Here is an 18,716-nt window from a genome sequence, read left to right on the forward strand (position 1 = left end):
CGTAAGGATACACGCAAAAGAGTATGCTGATTTTTACTGCAAGAAGTACAATGAGGTTACCAAACACCAGCATAAGAGAGCCCTCGTCTTAACGGCACGTAAGCTTGTAAGACTGGTCTTTGCCTTGCTGAGCAAAGGCCAAATCTACCAACCGGGAGGTAATGGATAGATTTAGTAAATACATTTAACTGAATATCAGCTAAGTTTCCTTCCATTATTATCCAATATATGGTGGGTTTATTAAGTGTTGCCTTTTTTAGAGTTTTTGAGGCCTTTATTTTTCAAGGTTCCAAAAAATACTACTTGACATTACACCGCTTGTCTTATTCTAATATATCCACTCAACAGCTGTTCTCCTGCCAGCTTTCGAAATAAACTTCGTCCCTGATAAAGCCTCCATTTTACAGTACTGTCATTTAAAGCTAGTACATGGCCAATCTCTTTTACGCTCATATTCTCTATATAATAAAGCTTAAGCGGTACAGCGTACATTTCTGGAATTTTGCTTAAGATATCCTCGATTATATCCTTTAATTCCATTTTCTCTAGATCAAAGGCTATTTCGTCGCCGCTGGTATAAAGTTCTATAAGATCGTGCCTCTCTTCTATATCTAAAACTAGCTACCTACCATGAATCGCCCGCTGTGTTTTACATGCCTTGATACAATGATACCTCATTATTTTAGCGATCCAGCTCTTGAATTTTTCCGGTTCCCTAAGGGTATCTAAATTAGTGTATATCTTTATCCAAACATCTTGCAGGACATCTTCTATGTCAAAATACTCGTTTAAATAACACCTGGCAATAGACCGTAACATAGGCGTAAAAACTTCTACCAGTTTGCTAAAAGCTTCAGGGCTTCCTTGCATCGCTTCCCTTACTATATTTATTATATTTTCATCTACCATACCTCTTGCTTAACTCATAAGAGTTCTTACACCCCCTTTCTTTTTTAAATTTATACCAGGTTCAGAATTGCCAACCTAACGAGTGTTTCACATATATAGATTACATAAAACCGTTTTTGGTTAGAAAAAAAGATTACAAAAAAGCTGCCTGAGTCCAATTTCTCTGGCCTCAGACAGCTTTTACTTTGATATTTATATGTTATTAAAACTCTACTGTCTTTCCGGTCTGAGCAGAAATATAAATAGCTTCAAGAATCTGAGTCACCACAAAAGCCTGTTCTGGTTTAACCAATGGCTCAGTATCGTTTATAATCGCTTGCAGCCATTGCCTTGCTTCCCTGTCCCCCTCTGTTTCTGCATTCGGCCCAAAGTAAGCTATTGGTGGTGCAGATTGAGGCCTTTCTTCGAAAAGTTTGCCATATTTGACACTGTTGAAAACCAACTCCGGCCGTCCAAATGCACCAGCCTTTATCTCAGCACCGCCCTCGGTACCACACAGCGTAGTAGCAGCTTCTCTCACATCAGTCGTGTTAAGCGCCCAGGCAGCTTCAAGGAAGATAGTCGCACCATTTTCCATCTTGATAAACCCAAAGGCAGAATCCTCTACATCAAATTTAGCTGGATCCCACGGACCCATCATGTTGCCTTCTGGCTTGTCCTTCAACTTATAGAACACAGAACCTGTGACAGACTTGGGCTTATAATTGTCCATAAGCCATAGAGTCAAATCGAGGGCATGAGTTCCTATATCAATAAGTGGTCCTCCACCCTGTTTTTCTTTATCAGTAAATACACCCCATGTAGGGACGCCACGCCTACGAACGGCGTGAGCTTTAGCAAAGTAAATCTCTCCAAGTGCTCCTTGTCTGCATGCCCTATACAATGTCTGGATTTCGTCTCTAAAACGGTTTTGATATCCAATAGTAAATTTTTTGCCAGAGCGTTTCGCTGCATCCAGCATTTTCTTGGCATCCGCTGCAGAAGCTGCCATAGGCTTCTCGCACATCACATGCTTACCTGCGTCAAATGCATCTACAGTAATAGGGCAGTGAGATACATTGGGAGTAAGCACATGGACAACATCAATGGAATCATCCTTAAGCAACTCTTTGTAGTCCACATATACCTTTGCGTCAGGCGTTCCATATTTTTGCGCCGCAGCAATAGCCCTTTCTTCAATAATATCACAAAAGGCTACCATTTCAGCCATGTCTTTCAATTTAGCCAACGCAGGCATATGTTTACCGTTTGCAATGCCTCCACATCCTATAATTCCTATTTGCAATTTTCCATTTTTCATAACATCGTACTCCTCTCTTTTAAATATCTTTCATGGGATGGATTTAATAGCATTAAAGATACTTTCTAAGCAACGCAATAGTTTTTCTTACTCCTTCAAATTGGTCTCCCTGTCCTTCAAATTCCACAGAATAATATCCATCATAGCCATGTTTCTTGGCAATCTCTATACATCTGCCAAAATCAAAGCGTGTTTGATTACCCTGCTCATCAAAATCGTAAGTTTTTGCGTGGACCAGGATAGGATTGAGATCAAATATCATGTCCAGCGCCTCGTACCTGATATCATCATCAAAATTGCCAAAATCAGGACATATTCTGAAATTGGGATGATTAACCATCTCAAAAATTTTTACAATATTCTTTGGATCTGCTGATACACCACCATGGTTTTCCATGGCCACCGCAACACCTTTGGTTGCACCGTATTCTGCCAGTTCTTTGTAAGAAGAAACAATAGTATTTAAATCCTTTTCGCTTGATCTAAAACCTGTATTAACTCTAACGCTTTTACTACCCAAAAATGCGGCTATATCAATCCACATTTTCAATATCTCAATGTCTTCTTTTCTTGTTTCATCATCAGGATTGGAAATATCACCGTAATCAAGGGGCATATTCATAACCTTTACACCATATTTATCCAGTGCAGCTTTGACCTCTTCCAGGTTTGTAGGTCTCGTTTTGTATATTTTACGCACATGTTCCATCATTCTTTTAAACATCGCTTGTCGCTCTTCTTCTGACATCTTTTCCCACTCACCACCTCCAAATGATCCCTTGGGCTTGGGAGTCGTGGGTGGACTAATGTGCATGGGCAATAACTCTATAGCATCTGCGCCAAACTCCTCCTTTGCCAAGCGAATAAATTCAATCATATCAATTCCGTCTGTCCCAAATTCGCTTCTCAAACTCCAACTTGAAATACATAATTTCATCCAAAATTACCCCCTCTTACCTTTAATAGAAACAGATAGATGATCATTGTGTCTTAATTTATATTATAAAATCAGTTTTAAAAGAAAATATGTCATTTTTTCATTTTTTATGCCTGACTTAGACAATTATATTTATTTGTATTGATTTTTTCAGTAAAAATTTTAGCTTTTTGCCGATACTTTTCAGGAGAAACCCCTTTTAACTTTTTAAAAACACGGAAAAAAGTCTCACTGGAATTAAACCCAACCTCAAATCCAATATCTGTTACTGACATATCTGTTGATAACAATAACGAACAGGCATGAAAAACACGTATTTCATGGAGCATATCGATAAAGCTCTGACCAGTTTGACGCTTGCAAAGCTCACTTAGAGAAGATTCACTGTAATGGAACTTTTTTGCTACATCTGAAAGAGTAAGGTCTTCGCTATAATGGAGCTGAATGTAGTGGATGATTTTCCACATCAAAGGAGACGGAAACGGAAAAGGTTCTTTTCTTCCCTCTTCTGTAAAATAGTACTGCCTGAATTCTTCTGGTGAAAATCCTTTTAAACTTTTAAAAGCTCGATAAAACGTCTTCATGGATTTGTATCCAACTATTTTTGAAATCTCAGATATTTTAAGTTCTGGATTGGACAACAGAGCACAGGCTAACCTTATACGCACTTCATTCAAATAATCTGTAAAGCTTAAACCGGTATGAGAATACAAATACTCATTTAACTTCGTCTCGCTGCAATGAAATTTTTCTGCCAAATCACTCAGTGTAATATCCTGATTACAGTGAAAATGAATATAGGGAAGCAAATTTGATATATCGCTGTTTTCAACAATCCTGTATTCCTCAGGCAGTTCGGGATTTGAGCCTTTATTTCTAAACCGATTGAAATATACTAAAACCTCTATAATTTTTGCTTTTATCAGTATCTCTTTCCAAGGTTTATCGCCTCGAAATTCCTCCAGGAGGCCTTCAAAAATCGTGATAACCTGTTCAGCTATATCCGGTGGCAACTGAATACTAGGATCCGAATATACATGCTTGTATACAATTTCTGCCATTCCACCATGAGAGTTGATGTCTTCCATGACCACTTCCATGCCGAAGTTGCACCGGATCAACCTTAACGGTTCTTCAGGGTCTGCAAATATTTCGTGGATGTGCCAGGGAAGGAGGAATGTCAAAGAACCCCTTTGTAGATAATATTCTTTTCCATTGATAACTTCTTTTCCATGTCCAGAAATAACGACGTAAATCTCAAAGAAATTATGCCTATGCATTGGAAAACGATTGTTTATATAATCCAGACTGACCAAAAAATTAAAACTGTATCCTGGCAGTAAATCATAATATTCTGGCACTTTTTTCATCTAATACCATTCCTCCTCGCTGAATTTCTTCGCATCATATTATGCCAGCCATAGGGATCTGCCACTTTACCTATCATCTCTTGTCCTGTTTTATTCATATTTATACATTTCAACACGAATTGCACCAGGATATCTCCCCACTGAAATCCTCATAGCCTCGTCACCATTAAGAACTCTTCTCCTTATCCAATTGTTGTTCTCAAAGGTTCCCTCCTCAATTCTTATATACCCGACCTTAGCTTTTTCGCCACGTTTGGGAAGAAATTCCGCAGTAAAACCCATTCCGGCCAAAATAAACTCATTTTCTGAAACCTCTATAACAATTCCTCCAGATATTGGCTTGCCCTCTTCCGGTTGCAGATACGTTAATTTCAAGTCATACTCCGAAAGAGGTATAATACAGCCATTATTGTTGTTTTGTAAGAAACCTGTCATTTTATCGGTTCCTCTGTATTTGTGTATAATATTCATCATGCTTCCTAGCAATTTATAACTTTGAGCTAGATATAACCCTGTCTCATTATTAGAGGTACTATCACTATCAGCTGAAGGAGGTGCAAAAAGGTCCTCAATTCCAAACGGAGAAAAACCTAGTGCATTATGCTTGCCAATTGCATAAAATACATTTGCAGCTGAAGTAGCATCTCTTCTCGCTTCTGGAATAAACAGGGGGTTATCGTTAGTAGTATACTCTTCACATATGTCTGCGAAGCTTGGCAGATATATATCAGGTGCACAAAGGTATATTGTAGGTGCTGCAATCTTCCACATCTTCATAACCTTTGCTATGGGGCCTCCACTGGGATATGAACCTGGTCTCTCTGGAAATTGCTCAAGCCATGCATTTACATACATGGGTAATGGATATTCTTCCGTTCCAGCTTTTGCAATTTTTTCTACTGCCTTGGCATAATGATAAGCCATGAAATATTCCGCGGCATCTCTGCCAAACACTTTACTCCAATTGCCACTTTTACCAAAAGATACTGCTACCTCAGGAGGAACAGGCTTTTCAAACTCTGCATTTGCAAAATCCGAAAAATCTCTTTCACTTCCCAGAAAACCTATTTCATTTTCAACCTGGATCATGATAACAGTATTCCTGTCACCATCAATCTCTCTAAGATGTCTCATAAGCCTTCTAAAAGCCTTGGCGTCTGCCTTTACCGCCGCATCACATAAGGGTGAAATAGTATCCGATGCCTCATTGTCTGGATAACGTGCCCTGAAATATTTCTTATAGTCTTTCTTTACCCATCCGGGAACATAGGTTGATGCGCCATTTTTCCATAATCCAAACCATAATAATATAAGGCGTACATTTTCCTCCCGGGCCTGTTCTATAATCCCGTCCACCAGCTTAAAATCAAAGCTGTCTTCAACAGGTTCTATAAGCTCCCAGAACACAGGTACCAGGACTGTATTGAGATTCAAGCCTCTCAAATTTGGCCATACTTTTTCTTTCATATACTCTAAGCTGGATGAACTAGAATTGTGAACCTCACCACCTAAAACTATATAGGGTTCACCATCTACGTACAGAGTATGTATCCCTTTTTCTTTTCTGATAAACGGTAACTGTTTCATTGTTAACCCTCTCTTCCAATCTCTTTGAGGCAATGGCGTGCTTATCAATCATTATTGTCCTTAATATTTTTATTGCAATCGCATTTAATCCAATCTTTCAAGAGGATTTACATTTTGACTCGTTAAATTCGTCCTGTTTGCCTTTGGTCTTGCCCAACGAATAGCATTCTTAATTACTCTTAAAACCTTTTCATTATGAAGATTTGGATAGGTTTCATGCCCAGGGCTAAAATAGAACACTTTTCCATAGCCTCTCGTCCAGCAACATCCGCTTCTGAATACTTCTCCACCTTTATACCAGCTTATAAATACAAGTTCATCTGGATCTGGAATGTCAAAAAATTCTCCATACATCTCTTCATGCTCCAATTCTATATATTCTCCAACACCCTCTACAATCGGATGATTTGGTGATACAACCCAAAGTCTTTCCTTTTCTCCTGCTTCTCTCCATTTTAAAGAACAGGTTGTTCCCATAAGACGTTTGAAGATTTTAGATTCATGCCCGGAATGTAATACAATAAGTCCCATGCCAGACAAAACTCTTTTTTGTATCCGATCTACCACTTCATCACTAACTTTGTCGTGTGCCATATGTCCCCACCAGATCAGAACGTCGGTATTGTTTAAGACTTCTTCTGTAAGACCGTGTTCTGGTTCTCTCAAGGTAGCTGTTCTAACCTCAAAGTCTTCTTCTTCCTCCAGATGTCTTTTTAATGCTCCATGAATACCCTCAGGATAAACACTTCTTATCTCTTCAAACATCTTTCTTAATCTTTCCCTGAACTGTGCTTCTACTTCAGGAGGTAATTGTCTCCAATTCGCAGGCCTCGATTTCATAAGCTCTTCAAAGTACTCCTCATCTAAATTCTCGTTCCAAACAGTAACTTTAATACTCATGTTATCTCCCCTCTTCTTTTTAATTTATTTTAATTTAATTATATAATATAAATAAATAAATTAAAAGCGCAATTTAAAATGTGAATAAATTAAAAAATAAAAAAGGAGAATTAAAATGGAACCTAATTCCCCTTACTTCAATATAAGCGTAACTGTTTCGCTCTGATTGACCTTAGTACCCGGGTCGGGAACCTGAGCTGCAACTGTATCACCTTTACCTATCACTTGATATTTTAAATTCAACTTTGAAATCCTGGATACAGCATCTTTATATGTTAAATTGATCAGATCCGGCATTATCAGCTCGATATTGCCTGCACTGTCGTTTTTATATACCGGTTTGACACCTAAATACCTCAAAGAATTATATATAATATCTCTAGCTACCGGCGCAGCTATTTCTCCTCCCATATGTCCCTCGCCTTTTGGTTGATCTATGACAACCAGAACAGCTATTTTGGGATCATCAACAGGAGCAAATCCGGCAAATGAAGCCACATAATGGCCTTTTGAGTACCCCTGGGTTGTTCCAGTTTTCCCGCCCACTCTATAGCCAGGTATAAATGCATTCTTTCCAGTACCTTCTGAAACCACACTCTCTAAAATTTCCCTCATGACATCAGAAGTACGCTTGGATATTACCTGTCTTACAATCTGTGGTTTATACTCCTTAGCAACCTTTCCATCGCTGGACACAATTTTCCTTACTATAAGAGGTTTCATCAGATTACCTCCGTTTATAACCGCTGAAAAACCGTAAATCATCTGCATAGGTGTAACAGAAATACCCTGGCCAAAGGATATAGTGGCCAGTTCCACAGGGCCCACTTTATTTTCTGGAATAATAATCCCCGCCTCTTCACCAGGTAATTGAACCCCCGTAGGCTGTCCAAACCCAAAGGCATATATGTATTTATATAAAGTAGCCCGTCCAAGCCTTTCACCTACTTCCATGAATACTACATTACATGAATTCTGCACACCCTGCACAAAAGTTTCCTGCCCATGAGGTTTCCAACAATTTATCCTTCTGCCCGCTACATTAAGATACCCATTGCAGTAAAAACTATCGCTTAATCCAACTGTGGCTGTATCCAATGCAATAGAAGCCGTTATAGTCTTAAATACCGATCCCGGTTCATAGTTCAACGTAACGGCCGGGGAATTCCACAATTTCTGTGATGTATCAAAAGGTCTATTGGGATTATAGTCAGGCCTGCTGGCTAAAGCTAATATCTCCCCCGTCTTCGGGTCCACCACTATAGCTATGACATTTTCAGGGTTATTATCAACATAAGCTTTCTGTACAGCTTCTTCAGCAAAATGTTGAATAACTTCATCAATAGTCAATATTACATCGTCGCCCTTTGTAGCTTCATAATATTTCTGCGTACCATTATCAAGTATTCTGCCAGCAGCATCTACCTGTGTGATAATTCTCCCCGGTATGCCATACAGGTATTTATCAAACATCGCTTCAATGCCATTTAAACCTTGATTATCTATCCCGGTAAAACCTAATACCTGAGAGAGAAAATTATCATAGGGATAATTTCTTCCCATGCTATCTACTATTCTGACACCCTCTAAATTTGCTTGTTTTATCTTTTTTATAATATCCTCCGGAACTTTTCTCCTAATGAGAACTTCCACGGCATCCTTTTGTGTTATTTGCTTTAAAATATCATCTTTTTTAACGCCTAATATATTAGAGAGCTTCTCTGCAAAAATTTCTGGATAATTCTTACCCATTTTTCTATCATTTATTACATTTAATTCGGCATATATATCTCCAGTACTAACATTAACAGCCAGAGGATTTCCATTTCTATCCTTTATTTCACCTCTTACGGGCATAATAGAAGCATCTAAAGTATTCTGAGCAGTAGCCATAGCCTTGTAACGGGGTCCTTCGGCAATCTGTATAACACCCAGGCGAACAGTTATTGCTACCACACCTATAAATATAAGAGTTAATAACCATAATATCCGCTTTTTATTTAGCATATGCATCACCCTATACCTTTTGACTGCTGTACTCTCTAAGTGTCAAAGAAAAGCCAATAGAGGATATCAGCAAATATACATGATAAGTGAAAAATCTCCATATGCCAATAAATATACCTAACATCGCCTTAGGAACTTCGTGAGAAAAAATGGCCGTAAAACCCACCTCCATAATTCCAGCGCCGCTGGGAATAAAATTATAAGAAAGCACATCGTAAAAAATAAATTGTCTTGCTACAACAGCAAACCAGTTAAAATGTATTTTCAGCGCTATCAAAATAATAGGTGCTATACTGTAAAAAAGTATCCAATATACAACGGAATACACCAATTGCCCTGACAATAGCCTGAAGTTATTACCAACCGAAAAAAGTTCTTTAAACCGTTTGTTATATTCTATAGTCTCATCTATTGCAATCTGACAATACCTATCTAAATTATATTTTTTAGATAAATTTAAGCTGTTAAACCACCTTATTACAGCAATAACCATCTCAGGCTTAAGTATAATATATATCATAACTATAAGTAAAAAAGTAGATATGCAGCTGGCCAATAAGCCAAAGTATAAAATATAGCCGTTCATTTGAATTTGCTTTCGGAAAAAAATCAACAATATGGGAGGTATTGTGCCAAAAAATATCCCTGAAAATAACAGCTTGGAAGTAAAAATCATAAGCCCTTTGTTGGGTGCGATTTTCTTTTTATTAAAAAGATATATAGCCAGAGGCAATGAGCCTGAACCAAAAGGTGTTACCGCCGTAATAAAAAACATTGAAAGGTTAAATTTAATCAAATACCAGAACGGAAGATCTTCTCCCATGGCATTTAAAAGTTCAGATACACGTATCGTATCAATAAATAAACTAGAAAAAATTACAGCCATAATTATAGATATATACTTAGCATCAAGTCTTTTTAAATAAACCAAGCTATTTTCATTTGTTATTTTAAAAATGATATAAAGCGTAAAAAAACTTATAAAAATTGTCAATAAAATATAAATATAATTCTTTTTATTCAAATAGCTCATTTATTCTACCTCGCATCTCCATATAATTCGAGCAATACTTTACGCGACATGAGAATTCTTCTGGCTTTAAACTTTTTCGCCTGATTTTTGCTATATAACGCTTTTGTCTTGCCATGGAAAATCGCATATAAAAAGCCTTCATATATTGATACCAAGAAACTCTCAACCTTATTTAGTTCTACAATCTCAAAACCAAAACGTTCTATACCTTTTATACCAAAAATAGTCAAACCCATCATCACATCTGCTCTCACATAGGGTTCGTTTTTTACAAATTGTGCCAATCCATATAAACTCGACTTAACCCATTTCAGCATCGACAAAGGACTCATATCCTTTAATACACTGGTAGCCAATTTATTATTTAAATGCAACTCAATATATTCGTCTCCTTTTTTCAATAATGTCCCATCTGATAATTCAATATTTTTACCGTGATACCTTTTTAAAGCAATTCTAAATATATTTTCGTCGCTAATATATACTATGCCCGCAATTCTTTCATATAACTTTTCCCATTTCATCCATAACCATAAAAATACATTTTTCACAAATCAACACACCTCACCAAGGGGCTTTATACTATAACCTTCATTTTTTAACTGTTTTATAATCACTTCCAAAGCCTCTATCATCATCGCCGGTGCGCCATTATAAGCGCCTGGTGAATCACCACTATCGTGAAATATAAGTATAGAACCATCTTTTACCCTGGATAAAACTCTTTTTGTTATATAATCTGCCGTCGTCCTTCCCCAGTCCCAGCTCATAAATGACCACAAAACCACTTTATAATTCAGTCTCCTGGATTCTCTGTAAAAAAAAGGATTCAAACAGCCCCAAGGCGGCCTGGCATACTCAGGAGACACACCTGTTACCCGCTTCACGGCATCAAAAGCTTTAAGCAATTCTTTTCTCGTAACCAAAGGATTAATAATAAACCTCAAATTATGTCGAAAAGCGTGAATACCTATCTCGTGGCCTCTTTTTACCACCTGTTTTGCCACGTCTGGATATTTTAAAACCTTCTCACCTACCATAAAAAAGCACGCTTTGACATTGTATTTATCAAGAATATCCAGTACTTTTTCGGTATAAATAGGATCCGGACCATCATCAAACGTCAGCACTACGTACCTGCCTTCAGCCTTTCCCTTCCAAAGGACGTTATAATGAAGAAGTCTAGCAAAAAAAGTGGGTATCAAAACATTCAAAACTGTCAGGATCAAAAGATAATTTATAAGTTCCAGTAGCACCTAAACTCCCCTCATCCCCGTTTGTTTTATGTATATTTTATATGAACGTCAAGCTATTTATCAAGCATTTAACCTTTCCGGGCCGCTGAAGCTATATATAACGCCTCAATGTTTCCATTGCCAATTTAAAAGCTTCAATAGTTTTATCCAGGTCTTCATAGCTATGCTCTGTACTGATAAAGAAAGTTTCAAATTGAGACGGAGGCATATATATACCTTGCTCTAACATCTCCTTAAAATACGCAGCATACATATCGGTCCTGGATTTTAACGCCGTTTCATAATCTACCACATCTACATCGTTAAAGAAAACAGTCATCATTGATCCCACATTGTTAATTTTAATGTCTATATCATTCTCTTTAGCTATCTCGCAAAAATTCTTTTTTAGGTATTCAGCTTTGTTTGCTAATTCATGGTAAATTTCAGGATTGTCCTTTAATAAAGTCAATGTAGCATAACCTGCAGCCATCGCCAGAGGATTTCCTGATAATGTCCCAGCCTGATATACAGGTCCATCAGGTGAAATATATCTCATGATTTCCTCCCGTCCTCCGTAAGCTCCTACAGGTAAACCTCCACCAATTATCTTGCCAAATGTAGTGAGATCGGGTTTGATACCATATAATCCCTGAGCACAATTAAGCGAAACCCTAAAACCCGTCATGACCTCATCAAATATAAGCAATGCTCCATATTTACCTGTCAAATCCCTGAGAGCTCTTAAAAAATCCATATGAGGTAAAACCGTCCCCATATTGCCGGCTACAGGCTCGACTATCACGCCAGCTATTTCACTACCATATTTTTCAAAGATATCTTTCAGCATGGCTACATCATTGTACTTGCAAATCAATGTATCTTTTGCCATATCCCCTGGTACGCCTTTGCTGTCCGGAACACCAAAAGTAGTGGCTCCAGATCCAGCCCTTATAAGCAAGCTATCAGAATGGCCATGATAGCAGCCTGCAAACTTTACTATCTTGTTTCTGCCTGTATAACCCCTTGCCAGCCTTATAGCGCTCATGGTGGCTTCTGTCCCTGAATTTACCATCCTTATGATTTCCACAGATGAAACCAATTCACATACCAGTTCAGCCATTTTTACCTCAATCTCCGTAGCAGCGCCATAACTAGTCCCTAGCTCAAGCTGCCTTTTTATAGCATCAACGACAGCTGGATGAGCATGTCCCAATATAAGCGGTCCCCATGAATTGACATAATCTATGTATTCATTGCCATCTACGTCCCATATATGGCTCCCATATCCCCTGGCGATAAACGGAGGATTCATCCCAACCGATTTAAAAGCTCTGACAGGGCTGTTTACACCGCCAGGCATAACCTTTTTTGCCCTTTCAAACAACGCATGGGAAATCGATCTATTCATAATATCACTCCCTTATGTACTTTTTTATCACATCTTCGTAATACCTGATCCTATCCTCAATATTATCAAAGCGAGCTTTTGCATCATCTCTTATATCCCCTAACTTATATACTATATTAACTATGTCATCTGATATCACATCGTCGAGAAACTGCTTTATTTTTCTGGCCAACAAAGGGCTCTTTCCAGAAGTCGATATGGCAATTATAAGATCGCCTTTTCTCAGTACCGCCGGAGATATAAACATAGACCTCTCTTTTTGGTCTACCGTATTTATCAAAATACCTCTATCACAAGCTTCCGCATATATCTCTTCGTTAACTTCTGGAACATCAGTAGCAGCGATAACAAGAAAATAACCCTCCAGATCTCCCTGTTGATATTCTCTTAATTTTAAATCCACACGTCTTTCCCTGTACAGGTTTTCTATGCCTTCAGTCACCTTCGGGCTTATTATAGTGACACAAGCCTCTGCTTTTAAAAGGTCATTGGCTTTGCGTTCAGCAACGCTGCCTCCTCCCACTATAAGACATTTTTTGTTTGAGAGATCCAGCATTATCGGGTAATAAGCCATCTAGCCACATCCTTTGCAAAATACGTTATTATTATATCAGCACCAGCCCTGCGAATTGCAGTCATTGTTTCCATAACCACAGCCTTCTCGTCAATCCATCCATTCATTCCCGCAGCTTTTATCATAGAATACTCACCGCTGACATTATAAGCTGCTACAGGATAATTAAAAGTAGCTCTGGCTTTTGCTATTACATCGAGATATGCTAAAGCAGGTTTTACCATAATGATATCTGCTCCTTCTTCAATATCCAGAGCTATTTCTCTCAACGCTTCCCTTGCATTAGCCGGATCCATCTGATACGACCGCCTATCCCCAAATTTAGGAGCAGAATCAGCAGCTTCCCTGAATGGACCGTAATAAGCCGAAGCATATTTGGCACTATATGCCATGATAGGTATATGATCATAGCCGCTTTTATCCAGTAACCTCCTGATAGCACCTACCCTACCATCCATCATGTCAGAAGGGGCTACCATATCCGCTCCTGCCTCCACATGGGATAAAGCAGTTCTGGCAATGAGTTCCACAGAAGGATCGTTGACTATCATTCCATTATTGACCAGTCCACAGTGACCATTAGCAGTATATTCACATAGGCATACATCAGTGGTAACCACCAGTTCCGGATACCTATCTTTAATAGCCTTTATAGCTTGCTGTACAATACCGTTTTTATCATAAGCTTCACTGGCCATTTCGTCTTTATGATCCGGTATGCCAAATACCATAATAGATGGTATATTAAGTGATACAACCTCCTTTAATTCCTCAAGCAACATATCAATAGAAAAACGGTATATTCCGGGCATAGCATTGATTTCCTGTTTTATACCTTTCCCATGTACAACAAAAACAGGATACATAAGGGCATTAACAGTTATATCTGTCTCCCTTACCATATCTCTTATATGAGAGTTATATCTCAATCTCCTTGGCCTTTTATCTATCTGCACAGCATATCACCCTTTTTTATGATTTCGTTATAAACGCCAGCTTTCATTTCGATTATACCACTCATAAGATATAAATTCTATCATCTCATATTATAACTTAAATCCGTAATTTACAATATTTACAAACAAGTTACTTCCGAAAAAATTCAATGGCATCGGCAAGTGAATTTTTTCTCCAGCAACCTATTTTTGTATTCAAATAATTTTGTAGTATTCAAATTACGAAATTTTTTGTGTTGTAATAATTTAAAAAGTAGTGTATCATGAAATAAAAGTAAATAATTGATACATATAGGTGTTTAATCCTCAGGATTAAACTTAATAGGGAAGCTGGGTGAAAATCCTACACGGTCCCGCCACTGTGATAGGGAGCCTCTTATGAATAATACCACTGGGTAACCGGGAAGGTATAAGATGGCGATGAACTTAAGTCAGGAGACCTGCCTATATGAATACACCGTTAACTCTACGGTCGATAGGGGGTGTGGTTGTTAAAATGTACAGGGTAGAATTGTGTGTACATTTTAAGGGGAACCCTTATGCCACGTAGGCAGAGGGTTCTTTTTTATTAGGTGTTATTTAGGTTCCTCAATGTTTTTAAAAAACGGGAGGTATAAGAAATTGAAGAAAAGGAATTTACTCATTATGATATTAGCAATGATAATATTTCCTAATATAGCTTATGCAATGCACATTATGGAAGGTTTTTTGCCACTTAAGTGGTGCTTAATATGGGGCATAGCAGCACTGCCTTTTGTTATATTTGGTTTGATATCCATAAAGAAAATTGTAAATACAGACCCAAAACTAAAATTGCTTCTAGCTTTTTCTGGCGCATTTACTTTTGTACTATCAGCACTAAAATTACCCTCTGTCACTGGAAGTTGCTCTCATCCTACAGGTGTAGGCCTTGGCGCAATATTGTTTGGCCCTACAGCGATGAGCGTTCTAGGACTTATAGTCTTATTCTTTCAGGCACTTCTGTTGGCTCACGGCGGCATCACTACGCTAGGCGCCAATACCTTCTCTATGGCTGTAGTAGGACCAATAACATCCTATCTCCTGTACAGAGGCATTAAAAAAATAGGTGGACCGCAATGGCTTGCAGTATTCTTGTCCGCATCGGTGGGTGATCTCATGACATATGTCACTACTTCATTTCAGCTGGCTGTTGCCTTTCCGTCCCCTACGGGAGGAGTAATAGAATCCCTCATAAAATTCATGGGTATATTTGCCATAACCCAGGTGCCATTAGCCATAAGTGAAGGGTTATTGACCGTTTTAGTATTAAATCTGCTCACCTCATATAGCAAAAATGAATTAATAGAACTATCTATAATTTCAAAAGATGAATAAGTTGTATAGGGGGAATTAAAAAATGAAGTCTTCTAGAAAATTTTTCATAAAAAATCTATCGCTAGTATTGCTGGTAATCGGTATCGCTGTTTTCCCACTTATCACGCTAAACAACGCAAAATTCACAGGATCTGATGATAAAGCCGAACAAATGATAACTTCCATTGACAAAACCTATAAACCCTGGTTCAAGCCTATCTGGGAACCTCCCAGCTCAGAAATAGAAAGCCTATTATTCTCTCTACAGGCAGCAGTGGGAGCCGGGTTTATAGGATATTATATAGGTCTTACAAAAGGAAGAAAAGAGGATAAAAAAAGTGCCCATAGATAGATATGCGTATATCAATAGACTTCGCCACGTGCACCCCGGTGAAAAGATATTCTTCGCTTTTGCCATGATGCTGCTGAGCTTTATCCCAAATATATACATAAATATAGCAATAATTATCATAATTGCATCCATCTCTATCTTGAGAGCCGGTATACCCCTGCGTTTTTATCTTAAATTGATGAGCTTACCTTTGACATTCCTTTTTATGGGCATCATAACCATTTTATTTGGTACAAGCAATAAACCAGATGTGTTTATAATATATATGAGAATTGCCCATATCTATATAGGATTGAGTAAAAAGGGCGTTGCTACAGGAATTCTGTTATTCTCCAGATCCCTTAGCATTGTATCGTGCCTATACTTTATCTCGCTTACAACACCTATGCCCGAATTTATGTCAGTACTTAAAAAAATGAAGGTTCCTTCCCTCTTACTAGACTTGATGGAGCTTATATACAGATTTTTATTTGTATTGATAGAGACGGCAGAACAAATATATATATCTCAGGATTCACGGCTGGGCTATATTTCTTTTAAAACAGCACTAAACTCCCTCGCCTATCTGATTTCTGTTTTGTTTATAAAATCATATACCAATGCTGAACAGCTATATATTGCCATGGAATCCCGATGTTATAATGGCGATATAAGGCTCTTAGAGAACAGCTACAAGATTTCTTATACAAATATAGCGTTTATCGCATTTACAGTGTTTACGCTTATCGCTCTAGTTCTATGGACAGGAGGTTATACATCATGAAGTATATACTTCAGTTACAAGACGTGGAATACGAATACCCTGATGGTACTAAGGCCTTAAAAGGTGTGTCAATAGCAGTGGAAAAGGGCAAAAAGATCGCTGTGCTGGGTGCCAATGGCGCGGGGAAATCCACTCTATTTTTACACTTAAATGGTATCCTGAAACCCAAAAAAGGCAAACTCTTTTATAATGGTGAGGAAGTAAGATATGATCGCAAATCATTGATCCAACTGCGAAAAAAAGTGGGCATCGTATTTCAGAACCCTGATATTCAATTATTTGCAGCCAGTGTAGAGCAGGAGGTCTCTTTCGGTCCCATGAATCTTAATCTTCCTATACCTGAAGTAAAGCAACGGGTAGAGGATTCACTTAAATCCACCGATACTTATCTATTAAAAGACAAGCCTACCCATTTTCTAAGTTACGGGCAGAAAAAAAGGGTTTCCATTGCCGACGTTCTGGCAATGGACCCTGAAATTATAATCTTTGATGAACCCACCGCTTACCTGGATCCTTACCATATTGAAGGAATAATAGACATATTCAATGCATTATCCATTAAAGGTAAAACGATAATCGTATCTACACATGATGTAGAACTGGCTTATTCATGGGCAGACTATATCTACATCATGAAAGAAGGAGAAATCGTAAGCAGCGGTACCCCCGACAAAGTATTTTGCGACTCAAAGCTTTTACAGATAGCTAAACTTAAGAAGCCCATGCTAGTGGAAATATACAGCTTGCTCGTAGATAGGGGTATCATAAAGCATCAGCATCCCCCACGCAATATGGAGGAATTAAGAAAAATCCTTTAAAAATATATCGCCGTAAAAGTCTTTATGAATCCATCCCTCATGAGAAATGTTGAGAGGCATACACGCCCAACCTTCTCTTATCCTGTGAAGGACCTCAGATAATGGCCTTATTCCTCCTGTAGCATCAATAGACCCCACACTAAAGGAGCCAACCCCTATGGCAATCTTTATCGCCATCTCTGGCGATGTTCCCTGAGTTATAGCCGCAAGAAAACCAGCAATAGTTGCATCCCCCGACCCAGTAGTACCTATTACCGGCGCATCAAAACACGGAGCCATAAGCTCTTTATTGCTCCAGAGGGAAACATCTATGGCTTTATCTAAAGCAGTTGCTTTAAAGGCCTCTTTATCTGACGTCCTGAGGTAAAGTCCCTGATTTCCCAATTTGATTACGTTAATCTTGCTCCCCATGTCCAGCAATTTATCGGACAAATTGCTCAACAAATCACCTGTTATAACTTCTTCCTTTGCTGTAGCTTTATTCAGTTTCTCGAAATTTTCCCTATCAATCATATACAACAATTCATCAATACTGGGTAAGAAAATATCTACATACGGAAGTACATTTTCCAGCACTTTTATCCAATCGGTTTTACCCGCATCTGTATTGGGATCTGGCATCGCCATGTCAAGGCTTGTAATAACCCCCATCTCTTTTACTTTTTCAAACATATTTTTTAAATGTACCCCATCGTCAATAAAAAACTGCCGCATAAGAGGTGGGTATCCAAAATGGAATATAAAGGCGTCTTTTAATTTTTCATAGGGTATATCTCCATCCGAAAATGTATTATTCGCACCAGGACAATGAAGGAAAATTCTATCCGTACCCGGTGGATTTAAAACTATAGAATAGGAAGTCGTTTCCCCCGGGCTTATAATCATGCCCTCAACAATTTCTTCACCTTCACGTCTTAATATATCCAGCACAATCTTACCGAAGTAATCATCACCTACTTTTCCTAACAGTAAAACGTCAAACCCAAGCTTTTTTAAGTCAATCCCTGTGTTGGATACAACCCCTCCTGTTGATAAACTTATACCATCCATCTCCAACAAATGTCCCGGAACAAGATCAAATAAATTACCTTTTACCCAGCGCGGTATTATATCAAGGCATATGTGCCCCGCTACCACTATTTTTCTGGAATTTTCCATCAGTTTCTCCCCCTCCTATAATATCGTATTCACAACTGCTGATTTCTCTTAAGATCTGTTTTACCAAAAAA

At 38.2% G+C, this 18,716-nt stretch carries 19 protein-coding genes, 1 pseudogene and 1 riboswitch; of the genes and pseudogenes, 5 read left to right on the plus strand and 15 right to left on the minus strand.

Annotated elements, in window-relative coordinates; all coding sequences use genetic code 11:
• Nucleotides 1–169 (plus strand): annotated as a pseudogene (locus BUB87_RS14110) (IS110 family transposase); the annotation flags it as partial.
• A gap of 140 nt (nucleotides 170–309) precedes the next feature.
• Here the strand turns inward: BUB87_RS14110 and BUB87_RS05975 are convergent.
• The 14 genes from BUB87_RS05975 to hemB all read right to left on the minus strand — a co-directional run bounded on the left by BUB87_RS05975 (nucleotide 310) and on the right by hemB (nucleotide 14,219).
• Nucleotides 310–540, minus strand: coding sequence for a sigma factor-like helix-turn-helix DNA-binding protein (locus BUB87_RS05975; protein ID WP_073342799.1), 231 nt, complete (start codon nucleotides 538–540; stop codon nucleotides 310–312).
• An 81-nt stretch (nucleotides 541–621) separates the two neighbouring features.
• A complete protein-coding gene (locus BUB87_RS05980; protein ID WP_073342802.1) occupies nucleotides 622–909 on the minus strand; it encodes an RNA polymerase sigma factor in 288 nt (95 codons plus the stop codon).
• 202 nt (nucleotides 910–1,111) lie between these two features.
• Complete coding sequence (locus tag BUB87_RS05985; protein ID WP_073342805.1) at nucleotides 1,112–2,209, minus strand: Gfo/Idh/MocA family protein; 1,098 nt, start codon at nucleotides 2,207–2,209, stop codon at nucleotides 1,112–1,114.
• A gap of 52 nt (nucleotides 2,210–2,261) precedes the next feature.
• Nucleotides 2,262–3,146 carry a sugar phosphate isomerase/epimerase family protein gene (locus tag BUB87_RS05990; protein ID WP_073342807.1) on the minus strand — a complete coding sequence of 295 codons (885 nt, stop codon included), beginning with the start codon at nucleotides 3,144–3,146 and terminating at the stop codon, nucleotides 2,262–2,264.
• Between the two features lie 107 nt (nucleotides 3,147–3,253).
• Complete coding sequence (locus BUB87_RS05995) at nucleotides 3,254–4,516, minus strand: AraC family transcriptional regulator (protein ID WP_073342809.1); 1,263 nt, start codon at nucleotides 4,514–4,516, stop codon at nucleotides 3,254–3,256.
• Between the two features lie 90 nt (nucleotides 4,517–4,606).
• A complete protein-coding gene (locus BUB87_RS06000) occupies nucleotides 4,607–6,103 on the minus strand; it encodes a GH35 family beta-galactosidase (RefSeq protein ID WP_073342811.1) in 1,497 nt (498 codons plus the stop codon).
• An 84-nt stretch (nucleotides 6,104–6,187) separates the two neighbouring features.
• Nucleotides 6,188–7,003 (minus strand): ThuA domain-containing protein, encoded by an 816-nt coding sequence (locus BUB87_RS06005; RefSeq protein WP_234945972.1) that lies wholly within the window; start codon nucleotides 7,001–7,003, stop codon nucleotides 6,188–6,190.
• Nucleotides 7,004–7,135: 132 nt separating this feature from the next.
• Nucleotides 7,136–9,010, minus strand: coding sequence for a penicillin-binding transpeptidase domain-containing protein (locus BUB87_RS06010; protein ID WP_073342814.1), 1,875 nt, complete (start codon nucleotides 9,008–9,010; stop codon nucleotides 7,136–7,138).
• Nucleotides 9,011–9,020: 10 nt separating this feature from the next.
• On the minus strand, nucleotides 9,021–10,043 hold the full coding sequence (locus tag BUB87_RS06015; RefSeq protein ID WP_073342817.1) for a lysylphosphatidylglycerol synthase transmembrane domain-containing protein: 1,023 nt from the start codon (nucleotides 10,041–10,043) through the stop codon (nucleotides 9,021–9,023).
• A 5-nt stretch (nucleotides 10,044–10,048) separates the two neighbouring features.
• A complete protein-coding gene (locus BUB87_RS06020) occupies nucleotides 10,049–10,594 on the minus strand; it encodes a YkoP family protein (RefSeq protein WP_073342819.1) in 546 nt (181 codons plus the stop codon).
• Nucleotides 10,595–10,597: 3 nt separating this feature from the next.
• Entirely contained in the window at nucleotides 10,598–11,299 is a 702-nt protein-coding gene (locus BUB87_RS06025) for a polysaccharide deacetylase family protein (protein WP_073342821.1), read from the minus strand.
• A gap of 91 nt (nucleotides 11,300–11,390) precedes the next feature.
• A complete protein-coding gene (hemL, locus tag BUB87_RS06030) occupies nucleotides 11,391–12,689 on the minus strand; it encodes a glutamate-1-semialdehyde 2,1-aminomutase (protein WP_073342824.1) in 1,299 nt (432 codons plus the stop codon).
• A gap of 4 nt (nucleotides 12,690–12,693) precedes the next feature.
• Nucleotides 12,694–13,263, minus strand: coding sequence for a precorrin-2 dehydrogenase/sirohydrochlorin ferrochelatase family protein (locus BUB87_RS06035; RefSeq protein ID WP_073342826.1), 570 nt, complete (start codon nucleotides 13,261–13,263; stop codon nucleotides 12,694–12,696).
• On the minus strand, nucleotides 13,245–14,219 hold the full coding sequence (hemB, locus tag BUB87_RS06040; protein WP_073342829.1) for a porphobilinogen synthase: 975 nt from the start codon (nucleotides 14,217–14,219) through the stop codon (nucleotides 13,245–13,247). The genes BUB87_RS06035 and hemB overlap by 19 nt, the downstream gene beginning before the upstream one ends.
• A 276-nt stretch (nucleotides 14,220–14,495) precedes the next feature.
• Nucleotides 14,496–14,681, plus strand: a riboswitch (cobalamin riboswitch).
• Between the two features lie 183 nt (nucleotides 14,682–14,864).
• On the opposite strand from hemB, the gene BUB87_RS06045 reads away from it, so the two are divergent.
• From BUB87_RS06045 to BUB87_RS06060, 4 genes are read left to right on the plus strand one after another with little or no spacing between them, the layout of a single operon-like run.
• Nucleotides 14,865–15,575: an energy-coupling factor ABC transporter permease gene (locus BUB87_RS06045; protein WP_327021789.1), complete on the plus strand. Its 711-nt coding sequence runs from the start codon at nucleotides 14,865–14,867 to the stop codon at nucleotides 15,573–15,575.
• Between the two features lie 22 nt (nucleotides 15,576–15,597).
• Nucleotides 15,598–15,906 (plus strand): energy-coupling factor ABC transporter substrate-binding protein, encoded by a 309-nt coding sequence (locus tag BUB87_RS06050; protein WP_073342834.1) that lies wholly within the window; start codon nucleotides 15,598–15,600, stop codon nucleotides 15,904–15,906.
• A complete protein-coding gene (cbiQ, locus tag BUB87_RS06055) occupies nucleotides 15,893–16,669 on the plus strand; it encodes a cobalt ECF transporter T component CbiQ (RefSeq protein ID WP_073342836.1) in 777 nt (258 codons plus the stop codon). Before BUB87_RS06050 ends, cbiQ begins: the two co-directional genes overlap by 14 nt.
• Entirely contained in the window at nucleotides 16,666–17,487 is an 822-nt protein-coding gene (locus BUB87_RS06060; protein WP_073342838.1) for an energy-coupling factor ABC transporter ATP-binding protein, read from the plus strand. Before cbiQ ends, BUB87_RS06060 begins: the two co-directional genes overlap by 4 nt.
• On the opposite strand, the gene BUB87_RS06065 is transcribed toward BUB87_RS06060, so the two are convergent.
• Nucleotides 17,470–18,645 (minus strand): carbohydrate kinase family protein, encoded by a 1,176-nt coding sequence (locus tag BUB87_RS06065; RefSeq protein ID WP_073342840.1) that lies wholly within the window; start codon nucleotides 18,643–18,645, stop codon nucleotides 17,470–17,472. The genes BUB87_RS06060 and BUB87_RS06065 overlap by 18 nt on opposite strands.
• Nucleotides 18,646–18,716: the final 71 nt, after the last annotated feature.

The organism is Caldanaerobius fijiensis DSM 17918 (assembly GCF_900129075.1).
In the GTDB taxonomy this organism is placed as follows: Bacteria; Bacillota; Thermoanaerobacteria; order Thermoanaerobacterales; family Caldanaerobiaceae; genus Caldanaerobius; species Caldanaerobius fijiensis.